The sequence below is a fragment of the Leuconostoc holzapfelii genome, assembly GCF_012396485.1.
Lineage (GTDB): Bacteria > Bacillota > Bacilli > Lactobacillales > Lactobacillaceae > Leuconostoc > Leuconostoc holzapfelii.
On sequence record NZ_JAAXPO010000001.1, the window covers coordinates 143,024 to 162,678 of the forward strand.

Here is a 19,655-nt window from a genome sequence, read left to right on the forward strand (position 1 = left end):
TTGTCATTAAAATGTTGGGATCGTGATTGTCTTTTTGAAGTTTTCCCGTTCAGCTTCATAATCAATCACTTGAATATCACGCGCAATTTGGTGACCCTTAGTCAATTCATTGATTGATTGCGCCCCAACTTTGGCCATTTCTTCACGAATTTCTGACAGCATAGCGCCTAATACATCAGCCAAAGCGCCTTTATAGGCAACGCGGGCTTCAATACCTTCTGGTACCATTTTCTTAGCTTCATTGACTTCACCTTGGAAGTAACGGTCTTTTGAACCAGCTTCCATGGCAGCAATCGATCCCATACCACGATAAGTCTTGTATTGCTTCCCATTATCTTCAAAGACTTCGCCTGGCGTCTCTTCGGTACCAGAAAACATTGACCCAAGCATGACCGCATCACCACCAGAAGCCAAGGCCTTAACGATGTCTTCTGCCGTCTTTGCACCACCATCAGCGATGATTGACTTGCCGCGACGGGCACCTTCTTCTGCTGCATCACGCACGGCAGAAAGTTGAGGCACACCAATACCAGCCACGACACGCGTTGTGCAGATTGAACCGGGGCCAATACCAACTTTAACAACATCAGCACCAGCATCATACAAAGCCGCTGCACCAGCAGTTGTTGCGATATTTCCCGCAATAATATTTAATTCTGGAAAGGCTTCACGTACTTCAGATACTTTGCGCAAAACACCTTCTGAATGTCCATGCGCAGAATCCAATACGATAGCGTCCACACCGGCAGCGACCATTGCTTCGACACGCTTGACTGTATCTGACGTCACACCAACGGCACCAGCCACAAGCAAACGCCCCTGGTTATCAACGGCAGCATTTGGAAACGCTGTCTTGTCAAAAGTTGCGGTTTTAACTGCACGAACTTCATCTGCTTGTTCGGCAATCGTCATATTTTTATGGACAACACCAAGGCCGCCTAACTTGGCCAAAGTTGTTGCAAAGCGCGCTTCTGTCACCGTATCCATTGCGGCTGAAATTAACGGTAATTGCAGCTTCAAGGTTGGTGTCAAAACTGTGCTGACTGAAACGGCAGCTGGTTGAATAGTTGTGCTTTCGTCAAAGACTAACTTCATATCATCAAAAGTCAAGCCCATCTTGGCAAACTTGTTACGTGAGCTGAACTTAGGCTTTTCGTCGTCTAAGAAAAATTTTTGCATGAGATCCTCCGATTTTAAACGTGATAACAACAGCACCATGATTACCGTGTGTTCACCATTTAATGTTTAGTTAGGCCTTTTTGTCAACACAATTGTTAACGGATCCGCCGATTAATAGATAACCAAATTCAACATTTAGGTACAAAAAAAGCATTTGGGATACACAGATCCACAAATGCTTGGCATGATCCAAAAGACCACCTCACACTTGCGGATAGTCACGGCTTTTGGGGCGTGGTAGAAACTGCTGGCCATTTCCCAGCGATATATCTGCAAACAAACGATTTAGTTATTGGTATTACTTTACAGGTTTTTATGAGAAAAATCAACCCTTTTTAAGCGACGAAAATTGGTTAAAATTGGCCGGCAAAGCTGGGCATAAATGCCGGTGAAATTTTTTCAACGCGGACTGTTTTGCCAGGTTCCGGTGCCGCCACATAAGATTGATTGCCAATATATATTGCCACATGATAACTTGCACCTGGGTTTCCCCAGAACAATAAGTCACCGGGCTGGGCATCGCGCACAGCCTTTTGCTGCACAACCCCTTCTTGAGTAACCGACGAGTGTGGCAATGACTTACCTGTCGCCTGTTGGAAAACATAGCTCACCAGGCCTGAACAATCAAAGCCAGACAAATCAGCCCCACCCCATACGTAAGGAATATTTTGTTGGGCTAACGCCATGGCTAAGCTAACGACGCCTTGATTGTTCATCGTTAACGTTGAGTTTGCCAGTGGTTTGTCAGGCGTGGTTGGTTGATTAACCTGTTGGGTGTCCTCATGGGCCACTTCAGTTGGTGTAGTGGTTGACTCTGGCGTGGTGCTAGCTTGCATGCCAGACGCTGCTGTCGCGCCAGCAGCTGGGGTCACATTTGTTGACGTGGCTTCCAAACGGGTTGCTTGTGGCTGGTTATTGACCGCACGTGTTGGCGGTGTTGGTGCCTCTGACTGTTTTGGTGATTTGAGTGTGTCACGAGATTGCGTGGCGAGTGGCTCAGCCTGATTCAAGGTTGGGCTGGCTGATGTTGATGTCTGATCAGACGGCGCCGGCACTGGCGATTCAGCCAACTTGACTGTTGCCGTTGCATGATCACGAGGCTGCGGTGCTGGGACTGGTTGTTGGACTGACGTATCAGTTGTTGGGATGACGAGTTTTTGACCCGTCGAAATGAGATCGGAACCTTGGTTACTAGCCACTAAGTCATCGACACTGACATGTTGGGCCGTGGCAATCCCCCAAAGCGAATCCCCCGCCTGCACCTCATAAACCTTCGGCTGATCAGCCGTGACCTGTCGCGGTGTAGTTTGTGAAGTCCCCACGACTTTCCCGCTCGCAATTTTTAAAGGTGCTTGTTCATTGGTACCTGCTTGCGGCGTCTCATGCTGGCCCGCCAAAGACACAACCGCATGGTTAACGGCCCGCTGCACCGTATCTGCATGCGCTAGGCCAGTACCCAATCCAGCAACGCTAAGTAAGCCTAAGCCGGATGCGACGATCTGTTTATCAATTCTTTCCATAGCTGATCCTCTTCTCTCTGCAACAAACTTTAACATTTCTTAACTATTTTTATTTTATCATAACCTTTTTACTGGATTCAAGCGCCTACGAGACCACAAAAAAACATTGGACGTGAATGTCCAATGTTTTTACATTTTTTCTAATCGTGCGATGCGCTCTGCAATGGGTGGATGCGTATCAAAAAGATGTGCTGACTTCTTCATAGGATCATTGATATATAACGCGGCTGACGAAGCATCAACATCTTGCATTGGTGGGGCTGCCGCCAATTTACGTAACGCAGCAATTAATGCCTGCGGGTTTCGTGTGAGTTCGACACTGCCCGCATCAGCCAAATATTCACGGTTTCGTGAAATTGCCATTTGAATCACAGCCGCCGCCAGCGGTGCCAACAACATAATTAAAAATGATAGCACAACCGTCAAAATTTGTCCGCCACCACTGTTGTTTTCACGATCATCACGATCCCGTCCCGTGTCTACACCGAACAACCACCAATTATTGCCGAGATTAGTCAACATGGTAATGGCAGCAGTCAGGGCTAACGCAATGGTTGATATACGAATATCATAATTACGAACATGACTCATTTCATGCCCAATGACACCTTCAAGTTCCTGACGATTCATTAACGCTAATAAACCAGAAGTCGCCGCGACTGCAGCTGTTTTAGGGCTATTTCCTGTGGCAAACGCATTGGGACTATCATCTTGAATGATAAATACCCGTGGCATAGGCAGTTGGGCAACCATCGCCATATCTTCAACAGTATGCCAAAGTTCAGGTGCTTGATCAGCTTGGGTGACTTCAGTCCCATGATTCATGGCCATCACCACCTGAGTTGAATTGCTGACCATGATCACAATGTAAACGGCACCGATCACTAAAGCACCAACAACACCAATCGTCAATGATTCTAACAATAGATAGCCAACAGCCGCCCCGACGAGACCCACAAGTATGAGAAAGCCAACCAAAAGCACAACTGTGCGGCGCTTATTTGATTGTATTTGTTCATATAACATTAAAACTTAACCGTTGGGACTGCTTTCTCAGATTCTGGTGCGGCAATGAATTCACTGGGTTCAAAATGATGAACACCGGCAATGATATTGCTTGGAAAAGTTTGTAACTTCGTGTTGTAGCTTGCGGTCGTTGTATTAAACAATTGGCGTGAGTAAGCAATTTTATTTTCTGTATTTGTCAATTCTTCTTGCAGCTTCATAAAGTTGGCGCTCGCCTTTAAATCAGGATAAGCTTCAGCTACGGCGAACAAATGCGTCAAAGCATCTGACAATTGATCTGAGGCAGCCATGGTTGCTGCAGGACCTTGGGCATTGTTCACATTGGCCCGAGCATCGGTGACAGCTTGCAAAGTTGACTTTTCAAAATCTGCATAACCTTTGACTGTGTTGACCAAGTTTGGAATCAAATCATTGCGGCGCTTTAACTGCACATCGATTTGGCTCCAAGATTCTTTTGTTTGCATCCGCGACTTCACTAGGCCGTTATAGACACTAATCCATACAATCGCAATGACTGCGATAATGGCAATCACAATGAGTAACGTCATATTTTTCTCCTTTAATAGTGATGCTTATTCGACATCTGCTGTTTCTGGTTACGACATCCGCCAAGTTAGTCAACAAACACTTCCCGTTTATCTTTCAAGCCGACAAACGCCAGCTGGGCGGCATACCATTGATAGAAAAAGGGTAATTGTTGCAACAAAGTATAGATCGTAATTATTTGATTATGATCTATAATATCATACGTCCACTGTGAGTGCCCATCTTCCTGGCGGTGTTGGGTTAACTTTATGGCAATATCACCAAGGCTGATCTCAGCACCGGAAGTATCGCCTTGCATTCGCTTCAACACAAACTGTTGCTTAGCTGCTGTTACAAATAGACTATCCAAAACATGCGCAGGTAAATCTTTTTGAACCATGACCAAACCAGCCTGCTTTTCCGCATCTAAGCCAGGCATTTCAATATCAAAACCAACTGCCATTAACTGCTCAGCAACAGCGACAAGACGCTTTTGAAAGGCGGTCAACGCATCAACACCTGCCAATTGAATGGCTTCAGTTTGTACCAATTTGGCAAACTGTTGGGTATCTAGATACAACCGTTGACGGTTGAAATCCCAATACAATACGCGAAGATTTTGCGCCGTTTCTTCTAAATAATAACCGCCGGCAGCCAGTGGTGCTTTGGTAAAACGAAATGTCGCATTGGGCCACTCCTCAAAATGCAGCTCTGCAACCTTTTGACCATGCGGTAACATCATGGTTGTGGGCTGCAGTGAGGCAGACTCTGATAGCTTGGCAAATGCCACCGTCACCCAGTGCGTACTTGGAAACCAAAAATCATTGGCAATACGAACCATCTGAGCTTGGTGCATATCAAAGGCTAAAATCTTTTGCAGAATATCCAAAAGTTCCGTGGCGTCAGTCGTTGTATTTAATGCAGCTACCAGCACCTGCCAACGGTCAAATAAAGTCAAATCCTTTTTTAACGCAGCACTATAGTCTGCTATCTGAAATTTATCCATTGTCACCTAGCCTTCAATTAATCGCGTCAAATAAGCAACATAACTCTTGTCAAGCATTGTCGAAAAGTCAGCCACACTCGCAAATTGACTCAGAATGGCTTGGAGTTCTAATTTTCGTAAGGCATCTGCTTTCTCTAAGACTAATAGTTCGTCTTGCTGCTCAGCTAATTTTTTTTGCACTTCAGGTAACCTTTTTTGGGTGGCTAACAATAAGGCTTGCTTCTTCTCTAAACTTTCCCGCGTTGTTTTATCATTGCGCCCAAATAGGCCAGCCTTATTGGCTTGCAATGTCGCCAACTGATCGTCGATCACTTGTAATTCTAGTGTGCGCTTCGTGTCATCTGCTAAGAAAGCTTCCAAGCCAGCGATAATCTGGTTCACTTCTTGAATTTGGAGCGCATTAATACTATCACCCTCAGACAGTTGCGCCGCCTGAGTCAATTCGCGAAGCATATTGTCTTCGTAAGTAAAAGAAATGTCCAAAACATCTAACACACCGAGTTGGCGGTGATGCCACCAATCACCAAGGTAGACGTAATATTGGGTAGGCTGTTCAGTCGCCTGTTCAAACACCAAAAAACTAAAAGTTGATTTTAAATAAGCTAATAATTCTGGTGCCAAAAATTCAGCAATTGCCGGTTTAATGTCTGCGACCAAAACCGCTAATGATTCATTGCTGTCCGCATGCGGCCGCTGGCGGATCTGCTCGTTGTACTTTTTTGAATCCAGTAATTCATAAACAGCGGGTACTTGATTGGCTGAAATCGCAGCCTGCAATTGGCCCAAATATAGAATTTTGTGATCTAACTGATTAATTAATTCTGGTTGCAAAACGGTTTGCGTGTCTTGATTTGTCATATCTGACCTCCTGTCGCACAAAACTTATTTTTAGCATACACCAACCAAGTATTGAAAAGTAGTCTGTTAATAATTTTTTATCTACTTCGTTGCCATATAAAAAAACGATGATTACTCATCGTTTTGGACGTAATTTAGCTGGAATACGGGTAATGCGTGAACCGAGAAGATCTTCACCAAAGCCGCGCCGCAAGTAAATGAGGGCGACAACCACTCCGCCAATACCAGCGCTTAGGAACGTCGTAAGCGTGACGGATAACTTTGTATCCATCGGAAAGACAAAGTTACTCATGATAAAGACGACGCCATAGGCTACCGCAGCCATAATCAAAGCCCCGGTAAACAACTGCCACAGTTCTTCACCAATGGACCCGAGTGACACATCGTAGGCACGATTTAAATAATCAAGCATGAAGGCAATGGCAATCGCCATCCCAACCACACTAGCCATTAGCGCACCCATACCTTGGAAGTAACGAATGAGTGGTACTTGCACCACCAATTTAACAAGTAAACCATAAACAAACGCCTTCATCACAATGGATACTTCAGATAATGCTTGTAGGATAAACGCCAACAACATGAATAGACTAAAGACAATTGCCAGAATCGTTGAATATTGAAGCAAGTAGATGCCTTCTTGATTCGATACATCAATTGGATAAAACATCTTGTATAGTGGTGCCGCAATGGCAAACATCCCCAAAGCACTTGGCAACATCACAAGGGCAAACAGTTTAATGACCTGCTTTAATTGCTGTTGAATGTCAGCCCGAGTTAAAGTCGCCTTACTGCCAGATAACATTGGCAACGCTGTGGCGGCGATACTCGTAGAGAATGGCACAATAATCATAATCAACTTATTTGGGTTGGCACTAAACAAGGCAAACTCCGTTTGGAGCTGGGCGTTTGTATTGGCAAAGAAGTGACTCATGACATCAAAATAGGTATATTGGTCAACCAGTTGGAAAATGGTAATGGCCGAACCAATGATGATAAACGGCCATGACTCCTTGAGAATATCTAAAATCATGCGCAAAGTGGGCGCTTTAACTCGTGGCACATCTGGTGTCAGGGGTTGGACGAGAATGTGGTGATATTTGACCCATCCCCATCCGAGCACAAGCATACTGAAAATTGCCCCAATGAATGCCGCAAAGGTCGATTGCACCACGACGCCACTCCAATTACCTGGATCAACTTTCAAAATGGCTACTGCAGTCACTAACATATAGATGACACGGGCAATCTGCTCAATGACTTGTGACAAAGCCGACACACTCATCAATTGGTAGCCTTGGAAAATCCCCCGAAGCATCGACATCAAGGGGAAAATTGCAACGGCTGGCGCCAATGAATGCAGCACCGGGACAAAATTAGCGTTGCCCATTGATAGCCAAGGCGTCAACACATAAATCGCTGTCCCAAAAATCAAACCAAGAAACACGCCTAAAATTAATGATTGTCGTGTTAATTGTCGTGTTTGATAAACATCATGACGCGCATGATACTCGGCGACCAGTTTAGAAATGGCAGCCGGAATACCAAAAGTGGCAATGGCTAAAAACACTGCATAAATGTTATAACCTTGACCAAACAGGCCATTGGCACGGTTAGAGTTAGATCCTAATAACGCCATCCAAGGCACAATATAAACTGCCCCTAACACACGGGAGACAATATTACCCGCTGACAGCCAAGCTGAACCCTTGACAAGTGTTGCTTGGGCATCATCAACTACTGGCTTAGCAGCTGCTGGTGCTTGTGCCATCGCAATGGCTGTCACTTCTTCTGCAAATGGATCAGGTGTTTGTAACGCCTGTAATTGCGGCTTTTTTTGCACGATATTCTGACGCGCTTGGTCGTTTCGCGCTTGCAAACGCGCTAGTGTCTCATCATCTTGTGCCACTGGCCTGTGCTGGCGTGGCTGAGGACGTTCAGCTTGTGATTGCCGTGGTGCTGTCGTGCGTTGTTGATTTTTGGCTTGGATACGTTGACGTGCACGTGCGAGAATTTCATCTGCACTTAATATTTGGCCGTCCACATTGATTTTATCAACATGCTTTCCTTGCATTTTCAAATCGCTTGGACGCTGTTCATCCGTCATTTGTGTACTCCTCTTGCATTATGTACGCTGGCAAATATGCCAGCATGGTTGTTACTTTTTATCATGTTTGGTTATCCGACAACGATATTAACAAATTTACCCGGAATCGCAATGACCTTACGAATTGTTTGATCAGCCAAAAACTTTTGTACATTGTCATCTGCTTTCGCAGCAGCAATCATCCCGTCTTGGTCAATATCACGCGCTACGGTCGCCTTACCACGCACTTTACCGTTCACTTGGAAGATGATTTCAACGGTATCTTCCACCAGATGCGCTGCATCATATGTCGGCCAAGCCACATATGAAATTGAGGCTTCTTGTCCCAAGCGTACCCACAATTCTTCTGCCAAATGGGGCGCAAATGGGGCTAACAACTGCACAAAGCCAGTCATATAAGTTAGTGGCAAAGCCTCTGATTTATAGGCTTCGTTAACAAATACCATCATTTGTGAAATGGCAGTATTAAAGCGCATGTTTTCAAGATCTTCAGTCACTTTTTTGACCGTTTGGTGATAGACCTTATCTAAGTCCCCTGGGTTAAAAGTTGTTACGTGGTCACGCAATTGATCTTCATCATCAATCAACAAACGCCAAACGCGATCCAACCAACGTCGTGACCCAGTAATGCCTTCTTCAGACCATGGCTTACTTTGTGTCAATGGACCCATGAACATTTCATACACACGCAGTGTATCGGCACCAAACTCGGCCACGATATCATCAGGATTAACCACGTTACCTTTTGACTTTGACATCTTTTCATGGTTTTCGCCAAGAATCATCCCTTGGTTAACCAACTTTTGGAAAGGTTCCTTAGTTGGCACAACGCCAAGATCATACAAGAATTTGTGCCAGAAACGGGCGTACAATAAGTGTAACACAGCATGTTCGGCCCCGCCAACGTACAAATCAACATTCATCCAATACTTTAATTTCTCGGGATCAGCTAATTGTTCTTGGTTACGTGGATCAATATAGCGTAAGAAGTACCACGATGAACCAGCCCATTGCGGCATTGTGTTGGTTTCACGACGACCCTTGACACCATCCTCGCGAGTCACTTCTAACCAATCTGTTAGGTTGGCCAGTGGTGACTCGCCATTGCCTGAAGGCCGCAATTCGGTAGCTTTTGGCAAAAGTAGTGGTAACTCTGATTCAGGCACAAGACCTGTCCTGCCATCTTCCCAATGAATGACTGGGATAGGTTCACCCCAATAACGTTGGCGTGAGAAAATCCAATCACGTAAACGGAAATTCGTTTGCGCATGACCAGCGTGGTGTGCTTCTAACCATGCAACCATCGTATCAATGGCCGTTGCCTTATCCAACCCATCCAAAAATTCTGAGTTGATATGCACGCCATCGCCTGTATATGGTGCTTCGTTGACATCCCCACCAGCAATCACTGGCTTGATGTCTAACCCAAACTTCTGCGCAAATTCATAATCACGCTCATCATGGGCTGGCACAGCCATGATGGCACCAGTCCCATAAGAAGCCAACACGTAATCAGCAATCCAAATTGGCAATTGTTCACCATTGACTGGGTTGATGCCGTAAGCCCCAGTGAACACACCCGTCTTATCCTTGTTCAAGTCCGTGCGTTCAAGATCTGACTTTGCTGCAATCGCTGCGCGATAGTCGGCCACTGCTTGTGCTTGTTCTGGTGAAACAATTTGATCAACCAATGGATGCTCAGGCGCTAACACCATATAACTTGCCCCAAAGAGCGTGTCAGGTCGTGTTGTGTAAACCTCAATTTTGTCATCGGTATTGGCCACGTCAAAGAAGACGGCTGCGCCCTTTGAACGACCAATCCAATGGCGTTGTTGTTCTTTAATCGCTTCTGGCCAATCCAAGTCTTCCAAATCGTCAACCAAGCGATCAGCATACGCCGTAATCTTCAAGACCCATTGGCGCAAGGCTTTACGCTCCACTGGATTACCAGACCGTTCTGACTTGCCATCAATGACTTCTTCGTTGGCTAAGACAACACGGTCAATTGGATCCCAGTTGACCATCATGTTTGATTCATAAGCCAAACCCTTTTCGTACAACTTTTCAAAAATCCATTGCGTCCACTTATAAAAGTCGGGATCCGTGGTGTTAATTTCACGGTTCCAATCATAAGACAAACCTAAAGCCTTGATTTGTTCACGAAAATGGTCAATGTTTTCACTGGTAAAGTCCGCTGGATTATGCCCAGTTTTCATCGCATACTGTTCCGCTGGCAAACCAAACGCATCCCAGCCCATTGGATGCAAGACGTTATAGCCATTGGCACGCTTAAAGCGGCTCATAATATCCGTGGCCGTATACCCTTCAGGGTGTCCCACGTGTAAGCCTTGGCCGGATGGATAAGGGAACATATCCATGGCATAATATTTTGGCTTACTGGTATCATCCGTGGTGGCAAAAGTTTGCTGCGCATCCCAAAATTTTTGCCACTTTGGCTCGATTACTTGATGTTCGTATGGCATGTCTTTCGTGTCGTCATCAATCATGATCACGACGTTCCTCCTACAAAATTTCCATTCATATTTAGGCTAAAAAAACGCCCTATATCACACTCAAAAAGTATGACATAGGGCGATTTAACGCGGTACCACCTATGTTCACGTATTGCTACGCCTCAAACGTCTTAACGCGACGTCACGTCAAGAGCTACTCTGAGTTCACTCTCAATGGCTTTAACCGAGTTCCACATGTTGCTTGATAGACTTGCAACCCCGTCTACTTTCTGAATCCTACGCGATGTGTACTAATGCTAAATATAATGCTCTAATTATATCACGTTTTCAGTAAATCAGGTATACTATATACTATGTTCAAACGACAAATCATTAGCCGATTAACAACGCTTTTCGCTGGTGTGATTTTTTCCCTAATGTTGCTAGGTGTTTTAACCCACGCGACATGGCTGTCACAATTTAACCATGCCGGACAAACACTCATCCAGCTGCGCTCACCAATGGCAGATACCTTTTTTATGACAATCACCCAAATGGGCAGTGTATTCACAGCAATCGTGCTCACCACGCTACTTGTGATTTGCTTACTCATTTGGCGTCAGTTTCGATGGGGCTGGTTTTTGACTGTCAATGTTGCTGGATGCGCCGGTTGCGTGACTTATCTCATAAAAAACTGGGTGAGTAACCCCCGACCGCAACCGCAATTATTACCTGAAACAGGCTATAGTTTCCCTTCTGGCCATAGTATGGTTGCCGTTCTACTCTACGGATCATGTATCGTCTTGGCCCATCAGATGATTCAAACCAGGTGGCTACGACAAATCATAACCTGGAGTTTTGGCAGCTTAATTGGCCTAATTGCAATCAGTCGCGTGTATCTCAACGTTCATTATTTGAGCGATGTGATTGCTGGCTTATCACTCGCTTGGCTACTACTGCAACTATCTTATGTCTTATTGATTGGAGAAAAACATGCTGCCAACCACCCATAATTTCATGCACCAACTCATTGAACAAACTGTTCAAGTTGGGGATGTCACGGTAGATGGTACTACCGCTAACGGTATTAACACCCGCTTTTTAGCAACACGTGTTGGCCAATCTGGCCGTGTTCTGAGCTATACCGCTACCAAAGATAATGCTAACGCCGCCGCCGCATCATTATTTATGAGTGGTTTATCTGAGCGCGTCACCCTTCTGGGTAAAACAATTGATCGCCAATTCACCATAGAATTGGGGCATCAAACTCAGGCGCGCATCGCTATTTTTGATTACTCTAGCACAGCACAAAATGAACAAGACCGGCCGACCGATTACCTCGATCAAATCGATCGTGTCTTACCGCGTCTCACGCATGGTGGTTTGTTAATTGTTCAATTCAGTCAAACCCCAAGCGATTGGGAAGACTTCAGGCACACACTGTTGGCAGCAGATTACAAACAAGCAGCATATTTGACTGAAACCACCCAAGCTTATCTCATTGAACGTATTTAAGGAGTCGATTGATGAACAAAGAAAAACAATATATTCGCTTGGCCGCCATGGCCACCATATTACTGGCAGTGGTGATTGGCATTCTAATGCTCACGTCACATACACAACCACAACAAGAAATGCCCACCGCCTCATCCGCTTCGTCACAAACCAAAAAAGATCCGAATTTAGACAAGGTGCCATTACCACAGCTCAACAATACCGTCGCCGATAATGAAAGTGAAGTTCGGCTTTCAACTTCAATGGGAGACATTACACTCAAACTTTTCAATCAATATGCGCCGCTGGCTGTTGAAAATTTCTTGACCCATGCAAAAGATGGGTATTATAACAATACAATTTTTCATCGTGTGATTAAAAACTTTATGATTCAAGGGGGCGATCCAAAGGGTGATGGCTCGGGCGGCACGTCCATTTGGCATGATAAAGACACAACGATCGATAGCGGTAATGGGTTTAAAAATGAAATCAGTGCCTCCCTCTACAATATTCGCGGTGCCCTATCGATGGCAAATGCCGGGCCAGACACGAATGGCTCTCAATTCTTCATTAACCAAAACAATAGCGACCAGCGTCAAAAACTCGACAAAAATAAATATCCCTCAAAAATCGTCAAAGCGTATCAAAAAGGCGGTAACCCGTCACTTGATGGCAGCTATACCGTCTTTGGTCAAGTGATTTCGGGGATGGCTGTTGTTGATAAAATCGCTGCTGGAAAAGTTAAGTCCAGTGGTGAAGGCTCATCACCAGTTGATCCCGTTAAAATTACTGGCATCTCGGTTCTTAAAGAAGCCAAATAACCAATAAAAAACGCCTAACGGCGTTTTTTTATTTTTCAGTTTGCGCTGTTCGTAAGACTAACACGTCAACTGCTGCTGCTTGGGTGACAAATGACGGGACAGTCCCAGCCATCGCACGTTGTAGACGGCTTAGCCCTGTTTCACCGACAACAATCAAATCATTTTCATGGTCCTCAGGGAAATCATGGGCGATGACCTGCTTTGGTGACCCAAAGCGGACGTGAACATCAACCTGCTCATGCCCCAAGCTGCGAGCATAATCATATGCTTGATTGATCGCCAATTCTGCATCTTGCTCCATTTGATAAACAATGTCTGCATTCATCACAATTGTACCAAAGTAGCCCCCACTCGTATCGACTACATTTAAAATATCAATGTGCGCTGTTGGCGCCATATCATGCACTTGTTTAATTAACAAGTTTGATACATTGGATCCATCAATTGCCACTAAAATATTCTGATATGCCATCTCACTTACTTTGTTACGTCCGCTGACGTGACTTGCTCCTTTTTTGATTATGTTACAAGCCCATTATACCGCTTTCAACCCTAAAATGTAAGCGCTTAAATAAAGTTACATTTATTTCTGTAAACTTTGCCGGGTTAAAATTTCGGTCCCATTTTCACGACCAACAATGACTTCATCTGCAATATTGAGGAATAACCCGTGCTCAACCACACCCACCCGACTGTCTAAATACCGGCCTAATTCATAAGGCTGGTCAATGATTTTCAAATGCAAATCAACGATGTAATGGCCCATATCAGTCACTACCGGTTGACCTGCTTGGACACGTAATACAGGATGCAATTGTTGCTGGGCAAATTCGGCCACAAGTTTCCCATGTCCAAAGGGTACAATCTCAACTGGTAAAGGAAAACTGCCTAAGTCCAGGTGCACTTTTTGCTGATCTACGATCCAAACAATGCGCTTTGAATTTTTGGCCACAATTTTTTCCATTAGGAAAGCAGCGCCACCACCTTTGATGCCATTCAATTGCACATCAATCTCATCAGCACCATCGACCGTCAGATCAATCGTTGGCGCATCATCAATATCAACAATCTCAATCCCTAAGGCCGCCGCACGTGCCGCCGTTTTAAAAGACGTCGTGACGCCGATGATATTTAATTGTTCACGTTTCACTCGCGCTGCTAACGCATCTAGAAAGTAGGCAACAGTTGAACCAGTGCCTAATCCAACTGTCATCCCATCTTTGACAAGCTGAGCTGCCGCGATGCCGGCCTGTTCTTTTTCTCGATTAATATTTTCCATATCCCCATAATAGCAAAAAACACGGCAAAAAATAACCGTGTTTTGTGTATTATAACACCTTTTGTAAGAAATCTTGCGCACGTGGTGTGACCGGTGCAGAAAAGAATTGCTCTGGGGCCGCGACTTCTTGCAAAGCGCCATCTGCCATAAACCAAATGCTATCCGCTACTTCACGTGCGAAACCCATTTCATGTGTCACAACCAACATCGTCATCCCATTTTCAGCCAATTGTTTCATTACTTGCAGCACTTCACCAACCATTTCCGGATCTAACGCACTTGTTGGTTCGTCAAACAGCATCACATCTGGTGACATTGCTAGCGCTCGCGCAATAGCCACACGTTGTTGTTGCCCGCCCGAGAGGCTTGCAGGGTAAGCATCGCGTTTATCAGCTAACCCAACTTGTACCAATAATTTTTCCCCCAGTTCACTGGCGGCACGCTCTGTCATATTTTTGACCTTCATCGGCGCCAATTTGATGTTTTCAAGCACTGTTAAATTGGGAAATAAGTTAAAGTTCTGAAACACCATTCCCATTTTTTCACGTAATTGATCGCGCGCTTTATCACTTAAATGGGTTATTTCATTTCCCTCAAAAACGACTTGCCCACTTGTCGGTTCGTCTAGTAAATTAATTGCGCGTAGAAAGGTTGATTTACCAGCACCTGATGGGCCTAATATCGCAATCACTTCACCCTTTTTAACCTGGGTATTAACCTGATCAAACACGACCTTTTCGCCGTATTGTTTTTTTAAGTTGACGATTTTCAATAATTCAGTCATAGTCTTACTCCTTTAATCTCTAGTCTTGATTATACATGATATCCATAAATATGCACTTTATATACTGATTATTTCTGAATAATTGTATATTTTTGCATATAAAGTGCGTTATACTATCATGAACGGAGGTAAAACATGGCAAAAATTGTAACGCGTGATGATCAATACACTAACCCATTAGATCAGCTCATCTCATTACCACCCGATGATGTAGCTAACGAAGACCGTTCAGCAGCACTCGGCCGGGAAACAGATGAAAAATAAAAAGCTAACAATTTGTTAGCTTTTTTGTGCACAAAAAAACACCTACAAATGCAGGTGTTTTTAAGTTTAATACAAAGTATTAGTCTTCGATTTCAGTAACAGTTCCGGCACCAACAGTGTGGCCACCTTCACGAACAGTAAACTTCAAACCTTGTTCGATAGCGACTGGTGAGATCAATTCGATTTCGAATGTCACTTGGTCACCAGGCATAACCATTTCTACGCCGGCTGGCAATTCAACAACACCAGTAACGTCTGTTGTGTGGAAGTAGAATTGTGGACGGTAGTTAGTAAAGAATGGTGTGTGACGTCCGCCTTCTTCCTTAGAAAGGACATAGACTTCAGCCTTGAACTTCTTGTGTGTGTTGATTGAACCTGGCTTTGCCAAAACTTGACCACGTTCGATTTCGTTACGGTCAACACCACGCAACAATGCACCAATGTTATCACCCGCTTGAGCTTCTTCCAAAGTCTTACGGAACATTTCGATACCAGTAACAGTTGTCTTCTTAACTTCATCCTTCAAGCCAACGATTTCAACTTCAGTACCAGTAGTCAATACACCACGGTCAACACGACCAGAAGCAACTGTACCACGACCAGTGATTGTGAAGACGTCTTCGACAGGCATCAAGAATGGCTTTTCAACTTCACGCTTAGGTTCTGGAATGTATGAATCAACAGTATCCATCAATTCTTCGATAACCTTAACTTGTTCAGCATCACCTTCAAGAGCCTTCAAAGCTGAACCCTTGATTACAGGAATATCATCGCCTGGGAAGTCATATTCTGACAACAATTCGCGAACTTCCATTTCAACCAATTCAACCAATTCTTCGTCATCGACCAAGTCAGTCTTGTTCAAGAAGACAACCAAGTAGTCAACACCAACTTGACGTGCCAACAAGATGTGTTCACGTGTTTGTGGCATAGGACCATCAGTTGCGGCAACAACCAAGATAGCACCGTCCATTTGTGCGGCACCAGTGATCATGTTCTTAACGTAATCGGCGTGACCAGGGGCATCGATGTGGGCATAGTGACGTGCTTCAGTTTCGTATTCGATGTGTGAAGTGTTGATCGTGATACCACGTTCCTTTTCTTCAGGCGCGTTATCGATTTCAGCAAAATCAGTTGCTGTGATACCTTGCTTTTCAGCCAATACCTTTGAGATTGCGGCAGTCAAAGTCGTCTTTCCGTGATCGACGTGTCCAATAGTACCAATGTTAACGTGGGGCTTTGTGCGAACGTAAGTTTCCTTAGCCAATGTAGTTTCCTCCAAAATTCATTTCCCAGTAATCTGGAAAATGTTTATAAATATATTTTACAACGCAAGCCATTAAAAGACAACAGTTAATTGCGTTTTTCCGGCTCTTTAAGCCAAAAATTATTATACCGACATATTAAGAAAATGTAAATAGTTTGCCCGCTAATTTTCAAAAAAATTCGTGGTTAAATCCCTTACTGTCTCATGCCATTTTCGCTGTTCAGCCATCTCTGACAAATTGCGCCGTTCATAATATTGATCGATACTTGCATCAACCCAACCTTCAGGGTCAGTGACCACTTCTGTCACCCGAGGATAAAGCAAAGTAAGTTCAAAACGCACCTGTTGGGCTAATAAGTCTAACGCAATTGGATCGTCTTGCCCAACTTTTTCATCCAGGTAGTCTGCAATTTCTTCAAAAATTTCAGAATCAGTGAGCAAAGGCAATTGATTTAACGCAATCGTATAGATTTCATCATCCAACCATCGATATTGCACAGGCTCGGCGACTTGTAATTTTTGTAAATCCTCTAATAAAGTTGCCCGAATAATTGGTGTCGCAAATGGATCCACCAAAAGATAGCGTGCGCCGACAATAAATTCATCGACTGGCAAGTGCCGTGCCGACTCATACCGATCGCGTTGCTCCATGATACTGTAATCACTCAGATGATAAAACTGACGTGCAATTGTTTGAAATGTAGTCGCCATTGTCGTCTTGGCTCGCACCTCAGCATCACGAATATCTGATAGCACTGCAGCTTGTACCGTTTCGTCCTGCCAAAGCATCACAAGCTGTTGGGCGTAAACAAAATTTTGATTTTGAATAGCTAATGCGACTAGCATCCGAAAATCAGTCTCTTCTTCAAGGTAATTGAGCAAAAAGTCATCAGCATAAGAAGCTGCTAACTGGTATTGTTCATCCATAAATAATGCCGTGACTAAGCGATAATTCATGTCAAATGTCGCAATTGTCTCGTAAATTACTGTCAAGCTTTCAGCAGCGTCGTGCCAATTTTCTTGCTTCATTTCCGTTTGCGCTCGCGTCATCAAAGCTTGCATTTCTGGTGTTAAATGATCTTCTAATGCCATAAACTGTGTGGATTAATCAATTGCTTGATAAATCGCGCCCCTTTCTGACAAAATGCGCCAACATTACTCGCCAGCACGCGTCGCCTCTGCTGGTTTAGCAGCGGGCTTTTTAGGCCGTTTTTTTGCTGGCTTTGTAGCCTTTACTTCTGATTTGTTTGGCTTATTTTGTCGTTTTTGTGTGCCATTTTGGCTTGTCTTGTGTGCCGTTGGTCGCCGATTTTGGTTGACTTCCATTACAACTGGCATCACCATTGGGCGACGGCGGGTCTGTTCAAAGAGATAACGTGACAAAACTTCACGCACGCCATTCTTTAATTCGTTCCAGTCAAAACTCTTGGTCGTGTTCAAATATTTTTCAATTTGTGTGACAGTTAAATCAGCCGCCTCCTTCATCAAATCACGATTTGCTTTCACGTAGACAAAACCGCGGGATGTCAATTTAGGCTTTGAGACGACTTGACGCTTCTTTCGGTCAATCGTCACAACTGATACAAAAATGCCGTCTTCTGATAAGATACGACGATCACGCAAAACGACGTTTCCAATGTCGCCAATGCCTGCCCCATCAATTAAAGTTTCACCAATTGTAAAGGAGTCTTTTAATTCAAAATGATCCTCTAACCATGTAAACTGATCACCCTTCATGGCCATCATGATATGGTCGGCCGCCACGTTGACTTCTTCGGCGGCTTCGCGGGCCGAATTCATCACACGATATTCGCCCTGAATAGGCATAAAGTATGCCGGTTGCAAAATATTGATCATCATTTGCAGGTCATTACGTGAAGCGTGGCCACTAGAACGCAAATCACTGTTGATTTGCTTGACGTCAGCGCCTTGCTTAAATAACATATCACGGGTCTTTGCGACAATGCCTTCCATCGCTGTAGACGGTGTTGTTGTAATGAATACCAAATCATTTTCACCGATCCGAATGTATGGGTCTTCGCCATTGGCCATGCGATTCAGATGCTTGATTGGTTCACCCATGCGCCCTGTTTCTAAAATTACCGTGCCTTCAGCTGGCAAGTTCTTGGCATTTTTTAGGTTCACAAAGAGCTTGCTTTCTGGGATTGGTAAGTTTAATTTGCGTAAACGAATCGCAGTACGAACAACGTTTTCAATGTCATTGCCTGACAAAACCAATTGCCGCTTCGTCGCTACCGTGGCATCAATCACTTGTTGGATGCGTTGAATGTTAGAAGCGACCGCAGCGACAATAATTCGTTTCTTTTTATTATCACGGAAGGTATCCAGAATATAGTCGCTAATTTTTGACTCGTTAACCGAATCTGCTTCGTTACCCGTCCCAGCAGCGTCTGCAAGCAATGCTAGTACTTTACCCTGCCCAACTTCAACTAACCGTGCAATGTCTGTGCGGTAATTTTGATCCGCCGTTTGATCAAATTTGAAGTCACCTGTATAAACAATTTGTCCATAGGGTGTGCCTAAGACAATACCCAGTGAATCTGGGATTGAGTGCGTGGTGTTAAAGAATGATACAGTCACATCGCCAAAATCAATTTCTGTTTTTTCATTGATAACATGATAATCATCATAGTCTTTTAGTGCTGGTTGTTCTTTAATCGCAAGCTTAGCTAATTCAATCGTTAATTCAGAACCAAAAATTGGTGCCGTCACCTGTTGCAAAAAGTAAGGCAAGGCCCCAATGGCATCCGCATGACCATGTGACAAAAAGACACCAGCAATTTTGTCACTGTTTTTAATCAAATATTCAAAATCAGGAACGACAACATCAACACCTAACTGATCTGTTTCTGGGTATTTTAGCCCGGCATCAAAAATAAATATTTCATCGTTCACAGTCACGGCATACATATTTTTACCGTTTTCACGCACACCACCAAATGGGATTATACTTAAATCTGTCATTATTTCTTTCCTTTATAAATAGACTTATTCACTAAGCCAATAGTTCTTCGTAAATATAACAAGCGGACGCTACTGGTTTCTAAAACG

General features: G+C 44.2%; 18 protein-coding genes and 1 riboswitch. Of the genes, 4 read left to right on the forward strand and 14 right to left on the reverse strand.

Annotated elements, in window-relative coordinates; translation table 11 throughout:
* Nucleotides 1-6 precede the first annotated feature (6 nt).
* From guaB to leuS, 8 genes are all read right to left on the reverse strand, one after another.
* Complete coding sequence (guaB, locus tag HF966_RS00625) at nt 7-1,179, reverse strand: IMP dehydrogenase (RefSeq protein ID WP_168675736.1); 1,173 nt, start codon at nt 1,177-1,179, stop codon at nt 7-9.
* A 195-nt stretch (nt 1,180-1,374) separates the two neighbouring features.
* Nucleotides 1,375-1,471, reverse strand: a riboswitch (purine riboswitch).
* Nucleotides 1,472-1,532: 61 nt separating this feature from the next.
* The gene (locus HF966_RS00630; protein ID WP_168675737.1) at nt 1,533-2,699 is read right to left on the reverse strand and encodes a C40 family peptidase; all 1,167 of its coding nucleotides are present in this window, start codon (nt 2,697-2,699) and stop codon (nt 1,533-1,535) included.
* 129 nt (nt 2,700-2,828) lie between these two features.
* A complete protein-coding gene (htpX, locus tag HF966_RS00635; protein ID WP_168675738.1) occupies nt 2,829-3,725 on the reverse strand; it encodes a zinc metalloprotease HtpX in 897 nt (298 codons plus the stop codon).
* Nucleotides 3,725-4,273, reverse strand: a complete 549-nt coding sequence (locus HF966_RS00640; RefSeq protein ID WP_168675739.1) for a LemA family protein — start codon at nt 4,271-4,273, stop codon at nt 3,725-3,727. Before HF966_RS00640 ends, htpX begins: the two co-directional genes overlap by 1 nt.
* 65 nt (nt 4,274-4,338) lie before the next feature.
* Nucleotides 4,339-5,256: a hypothetical protein gene (locus tag HF966_RS00645; RefSeq protein ID WP_168675740.1), complete on the reverse strand. Its 918-nt coding sequence runs from the start codon at nt 5,254-5,256 to the stop codon at nt 4,339-4,341.
* A 6-nt stretch (nt 5,257-5,262) separates the two neighbouring features.
* The gene (locus HF966_RS00650) at nt 5,263-6,114 is read right to left on the reverse strand and encodes a hydrolase (RefSeq protein WP_168675741.1); all 852 of its coding nucleotides are present in this window, start codon (nt 6,112-6,114) and stop codon (nt 5,263-5,265) included.
* Between the two features lie 115 nt (nt 6,115-6,229).
* On the reverse strand, nt 6,230-8,221 hold the full coding sequence (locus HF966_RS00655) for a putative polysaccharide biosynthesis protein (RefSeq protein ID WP_168675742.1): 1,992 nt from the start codon (nt 8,219-8,221) through the stop codon (nt 6,230-6,232).
* A 71-nt stretch (nt 8,222-8,292) separates the two neighbouring features.
* Nucleotides 8,293-10,704, reverse strand: coding sequence for a leucine--tRNA ligase (gene leuS, locus HF966_RS00660; RefSeq protein ID WP_168675884.1), 2,412 nt, complete (start codon nt 10,702-10,704; stop codon nt 8,293-8,295).
* Between the two features lie 344 nt (nt 10,705-11,048).
* Here leuS and HF966_RS00665 point away from each other — a divergent pair, with 344 nt between their 5' ends.
* From HF966_RS00665 to HF966_RS00675, 3 genes are read left to right on the forward strand one after another with little or no spacing between them, the layout of a single operon-like run.
* The gene (locus HF966_RS00665; RefSeq protein ID WP_168675743.1) at nt 11,049-11,687 is read left to right on the forward strand and encodes a phosphatase PAP2 family protein; all 639 of its coding nucleotides are present in this window, start codon (nt 11,049-11,051) and stop codon (nt 11,685-11,687) included.
* The gene (locus HF966_RS00670) at nt 11,668-12,189 is read left to right on the forward strand and encodes an SAM-dependent methyltransferase (protein WP_168675744.1); all 522 of its coding nucleotides are present in this window, start codon (nt 11,668-11,670) and stop codon (nt 12,187-12,189) included. The genes HF966_RS00665 and HF966_RS00670 overlap by 20 nt, the downstream gene beginning before the upstream one ends.
* A gap of 11 nt (nt 12,190-12,200) precedes the next feature.
* Nucleotides 12,201-12,989 carry a peptidylprolyl isomerase gene (locus HF966_RS00675; RefSeq protein ID WP_168675745.1) on the forward strand — a complete coding sequence of 263 codons (789 nt, stop codon included), beginning with the start codon at nt 12,201-12,203 and terminating at the stop codon, nt 12,987-12,989.
* A gap of 28 nt (nt 12,990-13,017) precedes the next feature.
* Here the strand turns inward: HF966_RS00675 and HF966_RS00680 are convergent, their stop codons facing one another.
* The 3 genes from HF966_RS00680 to HF966_RS00690 all read right to left on the reverse strand — a co-directional run bounded on the left by HF966_RS00680 (nt 13,018) and on the right by HF966_RS00690 (nt 15,052).
* On the reverse strand, nt 13,018-13,461 hold the full coding sequence (locus tag HF966_RS00680) for a universal stress protein (protein WP_168675746.1): 444 nt from the start codon (nt 13,459-13,461) through the stop codon (nt 13,018-13,020).
* Between the two features lie 111 nt (nt 13,462-13,572).
* Nucleotides 13,573-14,268, reverse strand: a complete 696-nt coding sequence (gene rpiA, locus HF966_RS00685) for a ribose-5-phosphate isomerase RpiA (RefSeq protein WP_168675747.1) — start codon at nt 14,266-14,268, stop codon at nt 13,573-13,575.
* 49 nt (nt 14,269-14,317) lie between these two features.
* Nucleotides 14,318-15,052: an amino acid ABC transporter ATP-binding protein gene (locus HF966_RS00690; protein WP_168675748.1), complete on the reverse strand. Its 735-nt coding sequence runs from the start codon at nt 15,050-15,052 to the stop codon at nt 14,318-14,320.
* 135 nt (nt 15,053-15,187) lie between these two features.
* On the opposite strand from HF966_RS00690, the gene HF966_RS08925 reads away from it, so the two are divergent.
* On the forward strand, nt 15,188-15,316 hold the full coding sequence (locus HF966_RS08925) for a hypothetical protein (protein ID WP_261657118.1): 129 nt from the start codon (nt 15,188-15,190) through the stop codon (nt 15,314-15,316).
* A 79-nt stretch (nt 15,317-15,395) separates the two neighbouring features.
* On the opposite strand, the gene tuf is transcribed toward HF966_RS08925, so the two are convergent.
* From tuf to HF966_RS00705, 3 genes are all read right to left on the reverse strand, one after another.
* Nucleotides 15,396-16,583: an elongation factor Tu gene (tuf, locus tag HF966_RS00695; RefSeq protein WP_168675749.1), complete on the reverse strand. Its 1,188-nt coding sequence runs from the start codon at nt 16,581-16,583 to the stop codon at nt 15,396-15,398.
* 162 nt (nt 16,584-16,745) lie between these two features.
* The gene (locus tag HF966_RS00700) at nt 16,746-17,675 is read right to left on the reverse strand and encodes a type I restriction endonuclease subunit R (protein ID WP_168675750.1); all 930 of its coding nucleotides are present in this window, start codon (nt 17,673-17,675) and stop codon (nt 16,746-16,748) included.
* A gap of 63 nt (nt 17,676-17,738) precedes the next feature.
* Nucleotides 17,739-19,568, reverse strand: a complete 1,830-nt coding sequence (locus HF966_RS00705; RefSeq protein ID WP_168675751.1) for a ribonuclease J — start codon at nt 19,566-19,568, stop codon at nt 17,739-17,741.
* Nucleotides 19,569-19,655: the final 87 nt, after the last annotated feature.